Raw genomic sequence first — 16161 nt, forward strand, 5'->3', positions numbered from 1 at the left:
CAGAAGTGAAGGACCACGACGAACCGGGTGCGATCTCGCCCCGCCGCGTCTACGGCGGCGTCGTCCTCGCCCTCGGCCTGGCCGGCGCGCTGTCGACGGGCCGCGTGCTGAAGGTAGCCGAGCGCTTGCCGTTCGGGTCGGGGCGCACATTGCTCGTCGACGGGCTCGAGATCGTCGATGCGGCCGCGCACCGGATCGGGCTCGCCGCGCCGTCGCACGGCGTGCAGCGGGCGCGCGTTGCGCTCGGCCTCGCGCCGGGCGACGACGGGCCGGTGGCGCGGCTGGCGGACGGCACGGCGAGCGTCGGCGGCGCGAACGAGAAGCCGCCGGATGCGGACGATCCGCGCGCGGCGACGGCGGCGGCGCTCGTGCGCGGCGCGGGGGGCGGCAGCGCGCGAGCGGCGTCGGGCACGGCCGGCGCGAACGGGGTGGGCGGCGGATCGGACACGGCGGGCGGGACGGCCACCGCGTGGTGGCGCACGGCGGGCGCCGACCGCGGTGCCGTCGGGCCGTCGCCGACGCGGTGGTCGCAGCCGACCATGACGCCGCCGCCCGCCCGGCCGATCTCGCCGGACGCGCCGCTGCGGGTGATCGTCGCCGGCGACAGCTTCGCCCAGCCGCTCGGCTTCGAACTCCAGAACTTCGCGACGCGCGACGGGATGACGTCCGTCGAGGTGGACGGGCGGATCAGCACCGGGCTGGCGCGGCCGGACTACTTCGACTGGCCGGCGCAGGTGGCGGTCATCGCGGACACGACCGGCGTCGAGGCGATCGTGTTCTTCGTGGGCGCGAACGACGACCAGAACATGATCCTGGACGATGACACCGTCGTCGAGATCGCCTCGCCCGAGTGGACGAACGCGTATGCCGAACGCGCGGCGTCGCTGATGGACGCGTGCCGGGAGATTCGGCTCTACTGGGTCGGCCTGCCGGTCATGCGCGACGCGGACGACCACCGGGCGGCCGCGGCCGTGAACGTCGCCGTGCGGCGCGCGGCGGCGACGCGGCCCTGGGTGAAGTTCATCGACATCTGGGAGACGTTCCAAGGCCCGGACGGCCGCTTCAGCCTCTACCTGCCGGACGAGACGGGCGAGCTGATCGAGGTTCGGGGTCCGGACGGCGTCCACCTCAGCCGCACGGGCACGAACATGGTGGCCGCCATGCTGTACAACGCCTTCGGCCGCACGTGGAGCCTGGCGACGCCGACGCCGACACCCACGGCGACGGACATGCCGACGGACACGGCGGAGCCCACCGCCCCGCCCACCGCCCCGCTGCCCGGCGCACGGCCGCCCGTAGCGCCGTCGCCGCCGATCACGCCGCCGTGGCCCGTCGGCTTCGAGACGGCGACACCGACGCCACGGACCGTCCGTCCGTCGTCGCCGCGGATCGTCACGGCGACGCCGCACGGGTGACGGGCGGCCGACGGCAGCACCGCGCGGTCACCGGGACGCGTTTGCCTCGAGCGTGTGCAGCAGCGCCTGCAACCCCAGCCGATAGCTCTCCGCCCCGAACCCGTACACGCCGCCCACACACACCGCCCCGAGCACGGACACCCGCCGGAAATCCTCCCGCGCCGCCACGTTCGACAGGTGCACCTCGACGGCGGGCACGCCCGCGGCCGCGATCGCGTCCCGCAGCGCGACGGACGTGTGGGACAGTCCGCCGGCGTTGATCAGGATGCCGTCGAGCCCGGCGTCCATGGCCGCGTGAATCGCGTCGATCAATGCGCCCTCATGGTTCGACTGAACGATCGTCAGTTCGTCGCCACTCGCCGCGCCGGTCGCAAGCAAGGACGTGTCGATCTCGGCCAGCGTCGCCGTGCCGTAAACGTCCGGCTCGCGGCGGCCGGTCAGGTTCAGGTTGGGTCCGTGGAGCACGAGGATGCGCCGCTTGGGAACCGTCGTCGTCGACACGTGCTGGAGGGTCCGTTATCCGAGGTGATCGAACGACGCCTGCAGCGTCTCGAGCGCGTGGTCGACCTCGCCCGGCTGGATGACGAGCGGCGGGGCGATCCGGATGACGTGGTGGTGCGTCTCCTTGCAGAGCAGCCCGCGATCCCGCAGGTCCTCGCAGTAGCGGCGCGCCCCGCCGGCCTCTGGCCAGAGCTCGATGCCGATCCACAGCCCGACCTGGCGCACCTCTTTGATCGAGCCTTGGTCGAACGATTCGAGGCCCGCGCCGAAGCGCCGGCCCATGGCCGCCGCGTTCTCGACCATCCCCTCGTCGCGCAGCACCGTCAGCGCTTCCGTGGCCACCGCCGCGCCAAGCGGGTTGCCGCCGAACGTGCTGCCGTGGTCGCCGGGCTGGAAGACGTCCATGACCGCGTCGTCCGCCAGGAACGCGCTGACCGGGTACATCCCGCCCGCCAGCGCCTTGCCGAGCGTCACGCCGTCCGGCCGGACGCCCTCGTGGTCGCACGCCATGAGCAGGCCCGTGCGGCCGAGGCCGCTCTGGATCTCGTCGGCGATCATGAGGACGTTGTTCACGTCGCAGATCTGGCGGATCCGCTTGAGCGTCCCGTGCGGCGGGACGATGATCCCGGCCTCCCCCTGGATCGGCTCCAGGAGCACGGCGCACGTGTTCGGCGTGATCGCCCGCTCGATGGCGTCCGCGTCCCCGAACGGCACGAGCTTGAAGCCGGGCGTGAACGGCCCGAAGCCGGCGCGGTACTGCGGCTCGTCGGAGAACGAGATGATCGTGATCGTCCGCCCGCCGAAGTTGCCGGCCATGACGATGATCTCCGCCTGTCCGTCCGGGATCCCCTTGACGGTGTAGCCCCACTTGCGCGCCGCCTTGAGCGCCGTCTCGACGGCCTCGGCGCCGGTGTTCATCGGCAGGACGCGCTGGTAGCCGGTCATCTCGCACAGGATCCGATAGAACGGCCCGAGCTTGTCGTTGCGGAACGCGCGGCTCGTGAGGGCCATCCGCTGCGCCTGCTCGAGGAACGCGGCGACGATCCGCGGGTGGTTGTGCCCCTGGTTCACCGCGCCGTATGCCGCCAGGCAGTCCAGGTAGCGCTTGCCGTCGACGTCCCACACCCAGCTGCCGAGGCCGCCGGTCAACACGACGTCCAACGGACGGTAGTTGTGGGCGCCGTACCGCTCTTCGAGGGCGATATAGTCCTGGCTGGACGGATCCTTCACACCGGTGGCGGTGTCGACCATGGCGGGCTCCCGAAGCGCGTGGCGCGTGGACAGGCGCGCGGACAGGCGAGTGGGCGGCGATTATAGGGTGATTGCGGATGCGGTGTGTCGCGAACCGCGGCGGCCCGCTCACATTGGGCGCTCCCCGGGCGTACACTGTTTGGGTCGCTGTTTGGGTCGTGGGTGCCGCGCGGAAGGGCTGTCGATCCGCTCGTCCGCCCTTGAGCCGTGCCACCCATCGAAGGAGCTCGAAATGAATCCACGTGCACGCACGGCTCCGGCCCTGCTCGCCCTCGCCGCCGTCTTCGCCCTCGTCGGGGCACGCACGACGCTCGCCGACCGCCCGGCGTCCTCGCGCCCCGCCCGCCCCGCCCAAGCCGCCACGCCCACGCCGGACCCGCGCCCCAACCTCGTCGCCGACCGCGGCGAGTGGAAGCTCAAGGGTCGCAACATCGGCGTGTGGAACCGCTGCGTCACCGGCAACGGCTATGACCAGGGCTTCCACCTCTGCATCGCCAACCACGGCAACGCGCCGTCCGGCCCGTTCGTCGTCACCGCGGACGGTGCGCCGTCCGTGCCGGTCCTCTCGACCGGCGGGCTCGAGCCCGCCGAGACGTTGTGCGCGCCCGTCGACGTCGCGCCGGGCGTCGGCCTCTTCGTCGACGCCGGCGACGCCGTAGCGGAGTCGAACGAGGACGACAACTGGCAGCCGCCCATGCCCGTGCCGACGCTGCAGGCGATTGCCCACCCGACGTGCGTGCCGCGACCGACGCCCATGGCCGAGCTGACCGGGACCGGCTGGTCGGGCTTCGTCGACACCCAGGGCTTCGACTGCTGGCCGTCCCACCTGCCGTCGAAGTTCGTCGATGGCGCCCGCGTGGCGAACGACGGCGAGGTCGCGGCCGGTCCGTTCCGCGTCGGCCCGCCCGGCTGGACGATCCCCGATCTGCCGGCCGATGCGGATCGGACGGTCGATCATCACCGCGTCACCGCCAACTACTCGAGCGAGATCGACCCCGACAACGATGTGCCGGAGCACTCCGAGACGAACAACACGATCTACTTCCTGCGCGCGACGGCGCCGGCGACATGCACGCCGGGCCCGACCCGCACGCCAAGGCCCGCGCCGACCGTCGTCATCGAGCGCGCCGAGTACCGCCACATGGGCTTCGACGCGGTATGCCTGCCCGAGGTCGTCGCCCCGCGCGTCTTCGTGCGCATCGCCAACACCGGCGACGCGACCGCCTACGGCGTCAGCGTCTTTGCCGACAACGGCAGCCCGCCGCGCAAGATCTGGGACCTCACGGCCGGTGCCCGTGTCGATGTCGAGCCGTTCGACGCTCCCGTCCGCTTCGTGCGGGTCGTCGCCGACGATCGGCACTTCGACTGGCAGGACGGCGACGGCCGCCGCATCCCCCAGGTCACGCTGACGCCGCCGCCGACGTGCACCGTCGATCCGATGGTGACGCCGTCGCCCACGCCGTCGCCCACCCCGACGCCGATCGGGACGCCCGGACCGCCCGACCTGACGGCGACGTTCACGTTGGACATCGGGCGCTGCGAGGGCGACGACGGCGCGCTGTTCGGCCGGTACCATTACCGTCCGTGCATCCTCAACCAGGGCGGCACCGAGGCCCGCGGCTTCGTCGCGCGCTTCGGCGAGGGCGCCGCGGCCGAGGACGTCGCCGTGCCGCAGCTCGATGCGGGCGGGCGGCTCTGCCTGGCCGAGCGGGCGCTCGTGTCGACCGTCATCCACGTCGACCCGGACAACCGCGTCGCCGAGTCCGACGAGACGAACAACCGCGTGCCGGTGCAGATCCCGCCCGAGCGCCCGCCGGTGCGCTGCACGCCCGGCCCGACGCCGACCGCGACGGCGACGCCCCTCCCGCTGCCCAACCTGCGCGGCTGGGCCCGCTGGTGGATCGACCTGCCGGAGGGCTGCATCCCGACCGACCGGCCGGTGCCGCCGTTCTACAGCGAGGTCACGGTCCACAACGATGGCGGCGCCGTCGCCGGGTCGTTCGACACCGTCGCCGAACCACCCGGCGCCCAGCGCTGGGCATTCGAGGCACTGCCGGCCGGCGCGAGCTACACCCGCGGCCCTGGCCTGCTCACGTTCTACCGCGCCGCGATCGACCCCGACAACCGCGTCGCCGAGAGCGACGAGCGAGACAACGACATCTACGTCCCGGTGCCGACGATGCCGCCATACTGCCCGACGGCGACCCCAACGCCCATCCTGACGGTGACGCCCATCACGACGGCGACACCGACGCGCACGCCATCGGCGGTGCCCGGACGGACGCTGTACGTGCCGCTTGTCGTGCGGATGACGGGGGTCGGCGGGCGCTGATGCCGGCGCTCGGTCCGCGACCTCACATTTATAGGTAGACAGCGAACGAGGCGGATGATATAATCGCCGCATGTTGGATGCGACCGATCACATCATCGTTCAGCGCCTACAGGCCGACGGCCGGGCGACGCAGCTCGAACTGGCGCAGGCCGTCGGCCTCTCGCAGCCGGCGGTGGCGGAACGGATCCGCAAGCTCGAGCAGCGTGGCGTCATCGTCGGATACACGGCGCGCGTGGATGCCGCCATGCTCGGCAAGGACATCACGGCCTTCATCGGTGTCGCCATCGACCATCCCCGGCACTTCGACGCCTTTGCGGAGATCGTGCTCGCGCTCGACGACGTGCTCGAGTGTCACCGCGTCGCCGGCGAGGACTCGTACCTCCTGAAGGTGAAGACTCAGAACACGGGCACGCTGGACGCGCTCCTCGTGGGCACGCTGCGCACCATTCCGGGGGTGACACGGACGGACACGACGATCGTGCTGGCGTCCATCAAGGACGAGTCGCGCATCTTCGTGTCGCCGCAACGCCGCGAGGACGCCGGAAGGAAGAAGGGATGACGAGCACGATGACGTTTCCACTTGCCCGCCGGATGGCGCGGATGGAGGCCTCGGCCATTCGGGAGATCCTGAAGGTGGCCGAGCGGCCCGATGTCCTCTCCTTCGCCGGTGGACTGCCGGCCCCCGAGCTCTTCCCGATCGACGCGATTGCCGATGCGCACGCCCGCGTGCTGGCGCGCGAAGGCGCCGCTGCGCTGCAGTACAGCGCCACCGAGGGCTTCGTTCCGCTGCGGGACTGGATCAGCACGCGCCTGCGCGCCGCCGGCATCGACTGCGATGTCGAGCGCACGCTGATCACGACCGGTTCGCAGCAGGGCATCGACTTGGCCGCGCGCGTGCTCGTCAACCCGGGTGACCGAGTGGCGGTCGAGAACCCGAGCTACATCGCCGCGCTCCAGGTGTTCAGCGGCTACGAGGCCCGTTTCGCCGCGGTTGCCAGCGACCACGACGGACTGCAGGTCGATGATCTCGAACGTCAGCACGCGGCGGAGCCGGTCAAACTCGTCTACGTCGTCCCGAACTTCGAGAACCCCAAGGGCACCACGCTCTCGCTCGCCCGGCGGCACGCGCTCGTGGCCTTCGCCCAGCGGCACGGCGTCCCGATCCTCGAGGACGACCCATACGGCGAGCTTCGCTTCGAGGGCACGCCGCTCCCGTCGCTTGCCGCGCTCGACGACATGGGCGTCGTGGTCCACCTCGGCACGTTCTCCAAGACGCTCGCCCCCGGCCTTCGCGTGGCATGGGCCGTCGGGCCGATCGAAGTGCTGCGGGCGATGACCGTCGCCAAGCAGGCCACCGACCTGCACTCCGCCAGCCTCACGCAGCGTGCGGTCTCGGCCATGTTCGAGCGGTTCGACTACGAGGCGCACTTGACGACGCTGCGCCGCGTCTACGGCGAGCGACGGACGACGATGCTGGCCGCTCTCGACCGCCACATGCCGCCGGGCACCGGTTGGACGCAGCCCGAGGGCGGCATGTTCACCTGGGTGGAGCTGCCGGGCCGCCTGCGCGCCGAGGACATCTTCGAGGCGGCGTTGGCCGTGAAGGTCGCGTTCGTCCCGGGCAGCCCGTTCTATGCCGTGGAGAAGCGCTACGACACCCTTCGACTGAACTTCTCGAACCGGCCCCCCGACCTCATCGACGACGGGATGGCGCGGCTGGGGCAGGTGGTCGCGGGTGCGCTGGCGGGGACGAGGACCGGCAACGGCCTCAGCCGTTGATGCGAACCGGTCCGTCCGATCCGATCCGTCCGATCCGTCCGATCCCTGATCCGTCGCCCCCCGTCGATCCCTACCCCCCGGCGATGCCCGCACGCACAACCGCCTCCACATTTCCCATCCCCACCTCCTCGAACAGCCGTACGTCGCCGACGTCCACCGGCAACACGAACCGCTGCCGCCCGCCCACGCGCTTCTTGTCGGCGGCCATCGCCGCCAGGATCGCGCCGGGCTCCACGTCGGCAGCCACCGCAGTGACATCCGTCGGCAGGCCGAGGGCGCCCAGGAGCGCCGCGAGACGATCCGGAAGGTCGGCCGCCCTCAACACGCCCGTGCCCTCCGCCAACCGCGCCGCCCACACGAGCCCGATCGCCACCGCCTCCCCATGCGGCACCTCGTAGCCCGCGGCCTTCTCGATGCCATGGGCGAACGTGTGCCCCAGGTTCAGCACCACCCGCCGCCCGCCCTCACGCTCGCGCAGGTCGCGGCGGACGATCGCGGCCTTCACGGCCACGGCGCGGGCGACGACGTCGATGAGGTCGTCGTCCGGCCAGTTGGCGACGCCGAGCGACGGATCGTAGCCCGCCGCAACGCGCGCCTCGAGCGCTTCGAGCAGCGCGCCGTCGCCGATGACCGCCGCCTTGACGACCTCGGCCAGGCCTGCGGCGAAGAGGGTGGCGGGCAGCGTCGCCAGGACGGCGATGTCGGCGACCACGCGGCGCGGGGGGTGGAAGGAGCCGGCCAGGTTCTTGCCCGCCCCCAGATTGATCCCGGTCTTGCCGCCGACCGCTGCATCGACCATCCCGAGGAGTGTCGTCGGCACGGCGGTCCAGGCGACGCCGCGCAGGAATGTCGCCGCCGCGAACCCGGCCGCATCCGTCAGAGCCCCGCCGCCGAGCGCGACGATGTGGCTGCCGCGATCCAGGCCGGCGGACTGCCAGCTGTTCCAGAGCGCGAGCAATGATTCGTGGCTCTTGGCCGCCTCGCCCGCCGGCAGCACGTCGACCGCGACCGGCGCGAGGCCGTGGGATGCGAGCGACGCCGCGACGCTGGCGGCGTGGAGCGGCGCGACCGTCGCGTCGCTGACGAGCACGACCGGCCCGGTCGTGCCCTCGGCCCTCAAGACCGCCCCGAGGGCGGGCAGCAGCCCGCGGCCGATGACGATGCGGTGTCCCGTTCCGCCCCCACCGACCCAGACCGCGCGCGTCGACGCCCAACCGGGTGTGGCGGCCAGTCCCTCAACCAGCGCGACGGCGGCGTCGGCCGTCTCCTCCACCCCGCGGCGGTCCGCGCCCGTCTCGATATGCCACGGCAGAGCGCCGTACAACACCCGCCGCCGGCCATGCAGCCGGCCGAGGCGCGGCCACACCGATGTCGACCCGCCCAGCAACGGCCGCTCGCCGGGTGCGGCGGCGAGCCGCTCGGCCAGGATGTCGATCGGCGCGTCGAGGACGAGGATGAGGGCGACCGCGGCGAGCGCCGCCCGGTTCGCGGGGTCGACAAGCGTGCCGCCGCCGAGGGCGACGACGGCGTCGGGACGCGCGCGCAGCTCGTCGACGAGGGCCGCCACGGCCGCGGCCTCGCGCGCGCGGAAGCCCGCTTCGCCGTCCGTTTCGAAGATCGCCGCGATCGGCATCCCGGCAGCGTGCGCGACGACGTCGTCCAAGTCGACGCAGCGGCGGTTCATGCGATCTGCAAGGGCGTGGGCGAGCGTCGTCTTGCCGGCGGCGGGCATCCCGGCCAGCAGGACGGGCACCTCGCGGCGGCGGGTCATCGAACATCGCCCTTGGGATCGTCGCCGTACCCGAAGCGCCATGCCGCATCGTCCATCGGCAGGTCGGCGACGCGGTTGCGGCGCAGGCGGGCGAAGCGGTCGTCGAGCTCGTCGATGCTGTCCCCGCCGAGCTTCTCGAGCAGGGCGTCGGCCAGGACGAAGGCGATGACGGCCTCGGCGGCGACGGCGGCGCGGGGGACGGCGCAGATGTCGGAGCGCTCGTAGCGCGTCTCGGCGGCCTCACCCGTCGCCAGGTCGACCGATGCCAACGGCGTGAGCGTCGTCGAGATCGGCTTCATCGCGCCGCGGACGACGATCGGCGCGCCGGTCGTGATCCCGCCCTCGAGCCCGCCGCCGCGGCCGCCGGTGCGGACGATCCGCGTGCGGCGCGCCGTGGCGTCGTCGTCGGCCGCGCCGCCATCGCCGTCCTCGCCGCCGGCCTCGAGCGTGAACCGATCATGCACTTCGGTCCCGCGGCGCGCCGCGTTCGCGAACGCCGGCCCGATCTCCGCGCCCTTGATGGCCGGGATGCTCGTCACGGCCCCGATCAGCCGCCCGGTCAGCCGCCGGTCCCAGTGCACGTGGCTCCCGAGCCCCGGCGGCACGCCCAGCGCCACGACCTCGAACACGCCGCCGAGCGTGTCGCGATCCCGTGCGGCGGCCTGGATCGCGGCCCGCATCGCGGCGGAAGCGGCGACGTCGGGGCAGCGCACCTCGGACGCCTCGGCGGCGACGAAGCGGGCGGCATAAGGATTGTCGGACGGCGTCGCGGCGGCGGCTTCCACGGGCAGGTCGACCGCGACGTCGCCGATTCGCACGACATAACTGCCGATCGCGATGCCGAATCGCCCCAGCAGCTGTAGGCACACCCCCCCCACCGCCACCCGTGCCGCAAGCTCGCGCGCGCTGGCGCGCTCCAAGCCAAGGCGCAGCTCGCGGTAGCCATACTTCACGGCGGCCGACAGGTCGGCGTGGCCGGGTCGGGGGACCGTCAGCGGCGGAATGTCGCGCTCGGCCCACGACGCATGGTCGGCATTGGGAACCATCAGGGCGATCGGGGCGCCGGTCGTGCGGCCGTCGAGGACGCCGGCCGTGATCCGGACGCGGTCGTGCTCGATCGCCATCCGCCCGCCGCTGCCGAAGCCCTTCTGGCGGCGGGCCATCAGCGCGTCGAGCGCGGCGCGGTCGATCGGCAGGCCGGCCGGCATGCCCTCGAGGATCGCCGTCAGGGACGGGCCGTGCGACTCGCCGGCGGTCAGGAAGCGCAGCGGCATCGTCGGGGCGGCGCGGTCAGGCGCCGTTGCGGGACGGCGCGGACGACGCGAGCGTCGAGGCCAGCGGGGCCATCATCGACCAGCCTTCCGCAGCCTGCCGCATCACGTGCAGCGGCGCATCCACGCCCGTCCAGAGCGTGAACGCCGCCGCCGCCTGGTGGACGAGCATGCCCAGCCCGCCCTCGGCCGTCGCGCCGCACGTCCGCGCGTGACGAACGAACGCGGTCTCGGCCGGGTGGGCGACGAGGTCGATCACCGTGACACCGGCCGGCACCGGGATCGGCAGCGGCCAGGGCGACGCGCCGACGTCCGGCGAAGCGCCGATGGACGTCGCGTTGACGACCAGCGCGGCGCCGGCGGTTCGGGCGACGAGGATGGCGGAATCGAACGGCCCGGTGCCGAGTTCGGCGCCCGGGAAGTGCCGGTGCAGGTGGCTGACGAGCACCGCCGCGCGGCCGCTCGACCGGTTCAGCACGTCCACGGCGTAGCCGCCCGCCAGCAGCACGCCGACGACGGCCCGCGCCGATCCGCCGGCACCCAAGACAACGGCGCGCTTGCCCCGCCCGTCGGCCACCCCCAGCGCGCGGACGATGTGGCCGAAGCCGACCACGTCCGTGTTCTCGCCGCGCAGGTGCCCATCGGCGGTCATGACGACGGTGTTCACCGCCCCGGTCTTCAGCACGATCCGGCTCTCGTCCTCGACGAGATTCCGCATGCTCACCTTGTACGGCACCGTGACGTTCACCCCCGTCAGCGCACCTGCGCGCAGCTGCGCGACGACATCGTCCAGGGCGTGCGGGTCGGGCGGCGTCGGTCGCAGCTCGTAGGCCGCGTCGATGCCGGCGGCGGCGAAGGCGGCGTTGTGCATGGCCGGCGAGGCGCTGGCGACAAGCGGCCAGCCGACGAGGGCGTAGTGGGCAGTGGGCATGGGGGGATTGTAGCGCGGTGATGACCGATGGCCGGCCCAGTACACCACCAGCGGGCACGCTCGGGGTTGCCGCCAGAGCGCGGAATCCGGATGACTCTGGAGTGGCGGAGTACTAGCCCTCTTCGCCGCCCGGCAAGCTCAACGTGTAGTTCAGCGTATTGCCCGTGAGGTAGTTGAACACCCTGAACGAGTAGCTTGGCGTCATATCTGAGCACCAAGGCGCAACCGTGAGCGACTGACCGGCCTTGAAGCGAACCTCCTCGACGAACGGGTTGGCCGCCGTCCGGAAGCTCTTGAGGTAGTACTTCTGGCTCGGCCCGAACCAGATCCGCTCGCCGAACGGGCTGCTCGTCAGAAAGGCATCGCCCTCGTTGTTCCAAACCTCGACACCGATGCCGTTCTCGGAGGGCGTACCGCCGGCGGACATCGTGTAGTTCAGGCGGAGCGTGTACTCGTTGCAGGCGGTGAGCGCTGCGGTGTGCGACGCGAAGCTGCCGCCGCCGTCGCCGTTCAGGGTGACGTTCTGGATGACGGCCACGTCGGCCGCGTGCGCGACCGACGTCGGCTCGATGGCGCTGACGGCGAGCGCCGTGGCGCAAGCGATCCACACGGTGGGCAAGAAGTTTCGGCTCAGCATCGTCGACTCCGCTGTAGGGTGGAGCGCCGATCACGGCGCAAGCGTTCCGGCTCAGAGAGCGGGCGGGATTGTACGGCGGTCCGCAGGCGCCGGCCAGTCCGCAAAGCTGCGACGTCGGCGGCGGTTGTCCGACGCGGTTCCCAGGCGATGCTGAGCTTTGACGCCTGCGTGACCCGTCGGTACATTCGTCGCGGCCCCAACCTGTGCATCATGGCTTCCGCGCATTATGGCCACTGTGCAACATGGCCGCCGCACCGGACCGCGCGACGCGACATGCCGATGGAACACCAGCTCGAGCCGAATCACATCCTCGTCGAACGCGCGCGCGCGGTGTCGCTGGCGGTCGCCGAGCGGCCGCGCCCGGTCGGCACGGTCACGTTCCTCTTCTCGGACATCGAGGGCAGCACCCGCATGTGGGAGCGGTTTGCCGCCGGCATGAATGCCGCTCTGGCCCGCCACGATGCGCTCATGTTGCGGGCGATCGAGGACGCCGGCGGCGTCGTGTTCAAGACCGTCGGCGATGCGTTCTGCGCCGTGTTCGACCGCGCCGGTGACGCGCTTCGGGCCAGCCTTGCGGCCCAGACCGCCATCGCGGCGGAGGACTGGAGCGCTTTTTCGTCCGGTTTCCCGCCCCTGCGCGTTCGCATGGCCCTGCACACCGGCACGGCCAGCATGCGGGACGACGACTACTTCGGGCCGGTGCTCAACCGCGTGGCCCGGCTGGAGGCGGCCGGCCATGGGGGCCAGGTGCTCGTCTCGCTCGTCACCCAACAGCTGCTGCGCGATGGGCTGCCTGACGGCGTCACGCTGCGCGACCTCGGCGAGCACACGCTCAAGGACCTGACCCACACCGAGCACATCTATGAGGTCATCACCGATCTTCTCGTCGGGACATCGGAACCGCTGAGGACTGCGGGCCAGCTCGCGGCCGGTGAGCGCATCCTCGTCGACGACGCGGCGGACGCCCAGCCGCTGCCGGCTGCGCTCGCCACGCTGCTGGCGGTCGTACGCGACGAGAGCCGTACGGTCACGCTGTCGCCCGAGGCACTGCGCGACGTGGCCCGCCATCCGCCGGCCGACCTCGAGGTCTATCGCCTGGGGCGGGTCGCAGCTTGGTCGCAGTCCCAGTTCCGCCTCGATGGCCGGTTCGTGGAACTCGCGCTGCTGATCGATCAAGGCGAAGAGACGTCCACCGGGCGTTGGGCCGCCCGCGATGAGCGCTTCTCCGACCTTGCCGTCCTCGTCGCCGCCGCACCGGACCCGGCGCTCGTTGTGCTCGGCCCGCCCGGCAGCGGCAAGAGCACGCTGCTCCGGCGGCTGGAGCTGGACGCGTCGGTCGCGGCACTGCGAAGCGGTGCGGCGGACGCGCCGATCACGTTCTATCTGGAGTTGAACCACTACAAGGCCGACAGCCCGGGCGCGCCGCTGCCGTTGCCGATGGAGTGGCTCGCGTCCAATTGGCGACTCCGCTATCCGGACCTCCCCGAACTGTCGACGCTCATGCGGACATCGCAGGTGACGCTCCTCTTGGACGCGCTGAACGAGATGCCCGTGGCGGACGAATCCGCGTTTCGCGAGGCCACTCGACGCTGGAAGGACTTCATCCACCAGACCGTGCAGCAGGCGCCCCGCACCCGCCTGGTCTTCACGTGCCGCAGCCTCGACTACAGCGCACCACTGTCCACACCGGAGCTGCGGGTGCCGCAGGTGCGCATCGAGCCGATGAGCGACGACCAAGTACGGCAGTTCCTGCGACTCTACAGCCCGCTCGACTGGCGGGAGATCTGGGACGAGCTGCACCGTAGCCAGCAGCTCGAGCTCGTCCGCTCGCCCTACTTTCTGAAGCTCCTTGTGGAACAGGTCGCCGACCGCGGCGTCGTACCGCACGGCCGCGCTGCGTTGTTCACCGGCTTCGTCAGGCAGGCGTTGCGCCGCGAGCTCGAGCGAGACAACCCGCTGTTCAATCCCGGCCAGCTCCTGTCGACGCGCGACTGTCGCCGCCTGGCGAACTGGGCGTGGCGCACGGAATGGGAGCTGCCGGACCACGGCCTGCTCATCCCCAAGCTGTTCGATTTGGCGTACTCCATGCAGGCCGAGCACGCCGACGGCAAGGCAGCCCACCTGCGGCTGGACTACGACGCGGCGCTCGAAATCCTGGCCGATCAGCGGGACGAGGACATCCTGCGCGCCGGGATGGCGCTGTCCGTGCTCGACGAGGACACCGTCAGCGACGAAATCCTCTACGTCCACCAGCTCGTGCAGGAGTACTTCGCCGCGCAGCGACTGGCGACGACACCCGATGGCGTTGCCGACCTCGTCAGATCGCCATGGCGGGCGGACGAGGTGCAGCCTTCGCTCGCCGAGATCGAGCGGATGATCACCCCCGCCGACCCGCTGCCGCCGCTGCCGACGACCGGCTGGGAGCAGACGGTGTTGATGGCCGCGGCGATGACGACCGAGCCGGACCGGTTCGTGCAGGCCGTGATGGACGGCAACCTGGCGCTGGCCGGTTGGTGCGCGGCGCAAGCGGACGTTCAGCTGTCGGACAGCACGCGGGCGCAGTTGGCCGAGGCGCTCGTGGTCCGCAGCCGCGACCCCGAGGCGGACCTGCGCGCGCGGATCGACGCCGCATCAGCCGTCGGCCGGATGGGCGATCCGCGGTTCGAGCGGCGGCAGGGAACGGACGTGAAGTACCTGTTGCCGCCGATGGTTGAGATCCCATCCGGGACGTACATCGTGGGCCACGACGACCCGAACGCTGAGGACGAGTCGCCGGCGCATCACGTGTCGTTGGCGGCTTTCCGCCTCGGCATGTTCCCGGTCACGAACGCCGAGTGGGCGTGCTTCATGGCCGCCGGGGGCTACGATGACCCGCGGTGGTGGGACACCAACGCCGCGCGCGCGTGGCAGCACGGTGAGGGGACGGCGGAAGGCGTGCGCAACGGGCTGCGATTCTGGCGCCAGCGCTATCTCCAAGAACCGGGGTTGTTGGACGCTCGGCTGTCCGACGGGCGGATCGACGCGGAACGCTATGCGTTGTGGCGGACCCGCTTGGCGATGGATGACGGCACATTCGAGGAGGATTTGCGAGCGTCCTATCGTGGGGGCCGGGAAACGGCGCCACGGTACTGGCAAGATGAGGACTTCAACCTGCCGTCGCAACCCGTGATCGGCGTCAGTTGGTTCGAATCCCGCGCCTATGTCCTATGGCTATCGGCTCAGTCGGGCCGTTCATTCAGACTACCATCGGAAGCGGAGTGGGAGGCAGCGGCGCGCGGCTCCGACGGTCGACGCTATGCGTTCGGCGATTTCGCCTTCGAGTATGCGTGCAACACGGTGGAAGCACACGTCAGGCGGACCACACCCGTTGGCGTGTTTCCGAGCGGCGACACACCCGAAGGCCTGGCGGACATGACGGGCAACATTTGGGAGTGGACGAACAGCCTGTTCGGCCGTCGACAGGACCGAGCCGACTATCGCTACCCATACGATCCGGATGACGGTCGCGAACGCGCCGATGCGGGTGCCGAGCTGAACCGAATCGCACGCGGCGGAGGCTGGTATTACGGGCTGGACGTTTCCAGCGCGACGACACGGTATGTGTTCTATCCGGACGGGCGCAACTTCAGCGTTGGCTTCCGGCTGGCGGAATGGGCCCCGCCGATCCGCTAGCTGCCCGCCCCCTCGCTCACCGTCACCTTGATCATCTTCACCGGCGTCCGCGGCCGATCCCCAGGGCCGGTCGGCGTGGCCTCGATCGCGCGGACGACGTCAATGCCGTCCGTGACCTTGCCGAAGACGGGGTGCTTGGACGGGCCGGGGGAGAAGTAGTCCAGGAAGTCGTTGTGCCTGGTGTTGACGAAGAACTGCGCGCCGCCGGAGTCCGGCTGCCCGGTGTTCGCCATCGACAGCGTTCCGACGTCGTTGGAGAGGCTCAGGTCGATCGGGTGCTCGTCCTTCAAGCGGCCGAGCGGCGAGCCGCCGGTGCCGGCGCGCGGGCTGTTCGGGTCCTTGGTGTGCTCGCAGCCGAACTGGACCATGAAGTCCTTGATCACGCGGTGGAAGTGCAGCCCGTCGTAGAAGCCGGACTTCACGAGCGCGATGAAGTTGCCGGCCGTGATCGGCATCTGGTCCTGGAAGATCTCGGCCTTGAACGTGCCGAGCGAGGTCTCGAAGGTTGCGGTTGGGTTGGCCATGGGCGGGCGTTGCTTCCTTGGGTGGAGATCCGACATGGGTGAGGCCGAGCGGGGGAGGTCATCGGGCGGGCGAGTAT

The 16161-nt window shown here is 71.3% G+C and carries 12 protein-coding genes; 5 read left to right on the top strand and 7 right to left on the bottom strand.

The window, feature by feature from the left end; genetic code table 11:
• Positions 1-5 precede the first annotated feature (5 nt).
• Positions 6-1415, top strand: a complete 1410-nt coding sequence (locus tag IPG72_04140; protein MBK6768212.1) for a DUF459 domain-containing protein — start codon at positions 6-8, stop codon at positions 1413-1415.
• Positions 1416-1442: 27 nt separating this feature from the next.
• Here IPG72_04140 and aroQ read toward each other — a convergent pair whose 3' ends face one another.
• On the bottom strand, positions 1443-1916 hold the full coding sequence (gene aroQ / locus IPG72_04145; GenBank protein MBK6768213.1) for a type II 3-dehydroquinate dehydratase: 474 nt from the start codon (positions 1914-1916) through the stop codon (positions 1443-1445).
• Between the two features lie 15 nt (positions 1917-1931).
• Positions 1932-3167 (bottom strand): ornithine--oxo-acid transaminase, encoded by a 1236-nt coding sequence (rocD, locus tag IPG72_04150; GenBank protein ID MBK6768214.1) that lies wholly within the window; start codon positions 3165-3167, stop codon positions 1932-1934.
• 232 nt (positions 3168-3399) lie between these two features.
• On the opposite strand from rocD, the gene IPG72_04155 reads away from it, so the two are divergent.
• The 3 genes from IPG72_04155 to IPG72_04165 all read left to right on the top strand — a co-directional run bounded on the left by IPG72_04155 (position 3400) and on the right by IPG72_04165 (position 7278).
• Positions 3400-5499: a hypothetical protein gene (locus IPG72_04155; protein ID MBK6768215.1), complete on the top strand. Its 2100-nt coding sequence runs from the start codon at positions 3400-3402 to the stop codon at positions 5497-5499.
• A 70-nt stretch (positions 5500-5569) separates the two neighbouring features.
• Positions 5570-6058, top strand: a complete 489-nt coding sequence (locus tag IPG72_04160; GenBank protein MBK6768216.1) for an Lrp/AsnC family transcriptional regulator — start codon at positions 5570-5572, stop codon at positions 6056-6058.
• A gap of 32 nt (positions 6059-6090) precedes the next feature.
• Positions 6091-7278, top strand: coding sequence for a PLP-dependent aminotransferase family protein (locus IPG72_04165; GenBank protein ID MBK6768217.1), 1188 nt, complete (start codon positions 6091-6093; stop codon positions 7276-7278).
• 70 nt (positions 7279-7348) lie between these two features.
• Here IPG72_04165 and aroB read toward each other — a convergent pair whose 3' ends face one another.
• The 4 genes from aroB to IPG72_04185 form a co-directional block, all read right to left on the bottom strand.
• On the bottom strand, positions 7349-9049 hold the full coding sequence (aroB, locus tag IPG72_04170; GenBank protein ID MBK6768218.1) for a 3-dehydroquinate synthase: 1701 nt from the start codon (positions 9047-9049) through the stop codon (positions 7349-7351).
• Positions 9046-10317 (bottom strand): chorismate synthase, encoded by a 1272-nt coding sequence (gene aroC, locus IPG72_04175; protein MBK6768219.1) that lies wholly within the window; start codon positions 10315-10317, stop codon positions 9046-9048. The genes aroB and aroC overlap by 4 nt, the downstream gene beginning before the upstream one ends.
• 22 nt (positions 10318-10339) lie before the next feature.
• Positions 10340-11251: a shikimate dehydrogenase gene (locus IPG72_04180; protein MBK6768220.1), complete on the bottom strand. Its 912-nt coding sequence runs from the start codon at positions 11249-11251 to the stop codon at positions 10340-10342.
• A gap of 112 nt (positions 11252-11363) precedes the next feature.
• Positions 11364-11888 carry a hypothetical protein gene (locus IPG72_04185; GenBank protein ID MBK6768221.1) on the bottom strand — a complete coding sequence of 175 codons (525 nt, stop codon included), beginning with the start codon at positions 11886-11888 and terminating at the stop codon, positions 11364-11366.
• Between the two features lie 279 nt (positions 11889-12167).
• Between IPG72_04185 and IPG72_04190 the strand changes: the two genes are divergently transcribed.
• Complete coding sequence (locus IPG72_04190) at positions 12168-15560, top strand: SUMF1/EgtB/PvdO family nonheme iron enzyme (GenBank protein MBK6768222.1); 3393 nt, start codon at positions 12168-12170, stop codon at positions 15558-15560.
• Here IPG72_04190 and IPG72_04195 read toward each other — a convergent pair.
• The gene (locus IPG72_04195) at positions 15557-16084 is read right to left on the bottom strand and encodes a peptidylprolyl isomerase (protein ID MBK6768223.1); all 528 of its coding nucleotides are present in this window, start codon (positions 16082-16084) and stop codon (positions 15557-15559) included. The genes IPG72_04190 and IPG72_04195 overlap by 4 nt on opposite strands.
• Positions 16085-16161: the final 77 nt, after the last annotated feature.

The sequence above is a fragment of the Candidatus Avedoeria danica genome (genome assembly GCA_016703025.1).
GTDB lineage: Bacteria > Chloroflexota > Anaerolineae > Epilineales > Epilineaceae > Avedoeria > Avedoeria danica.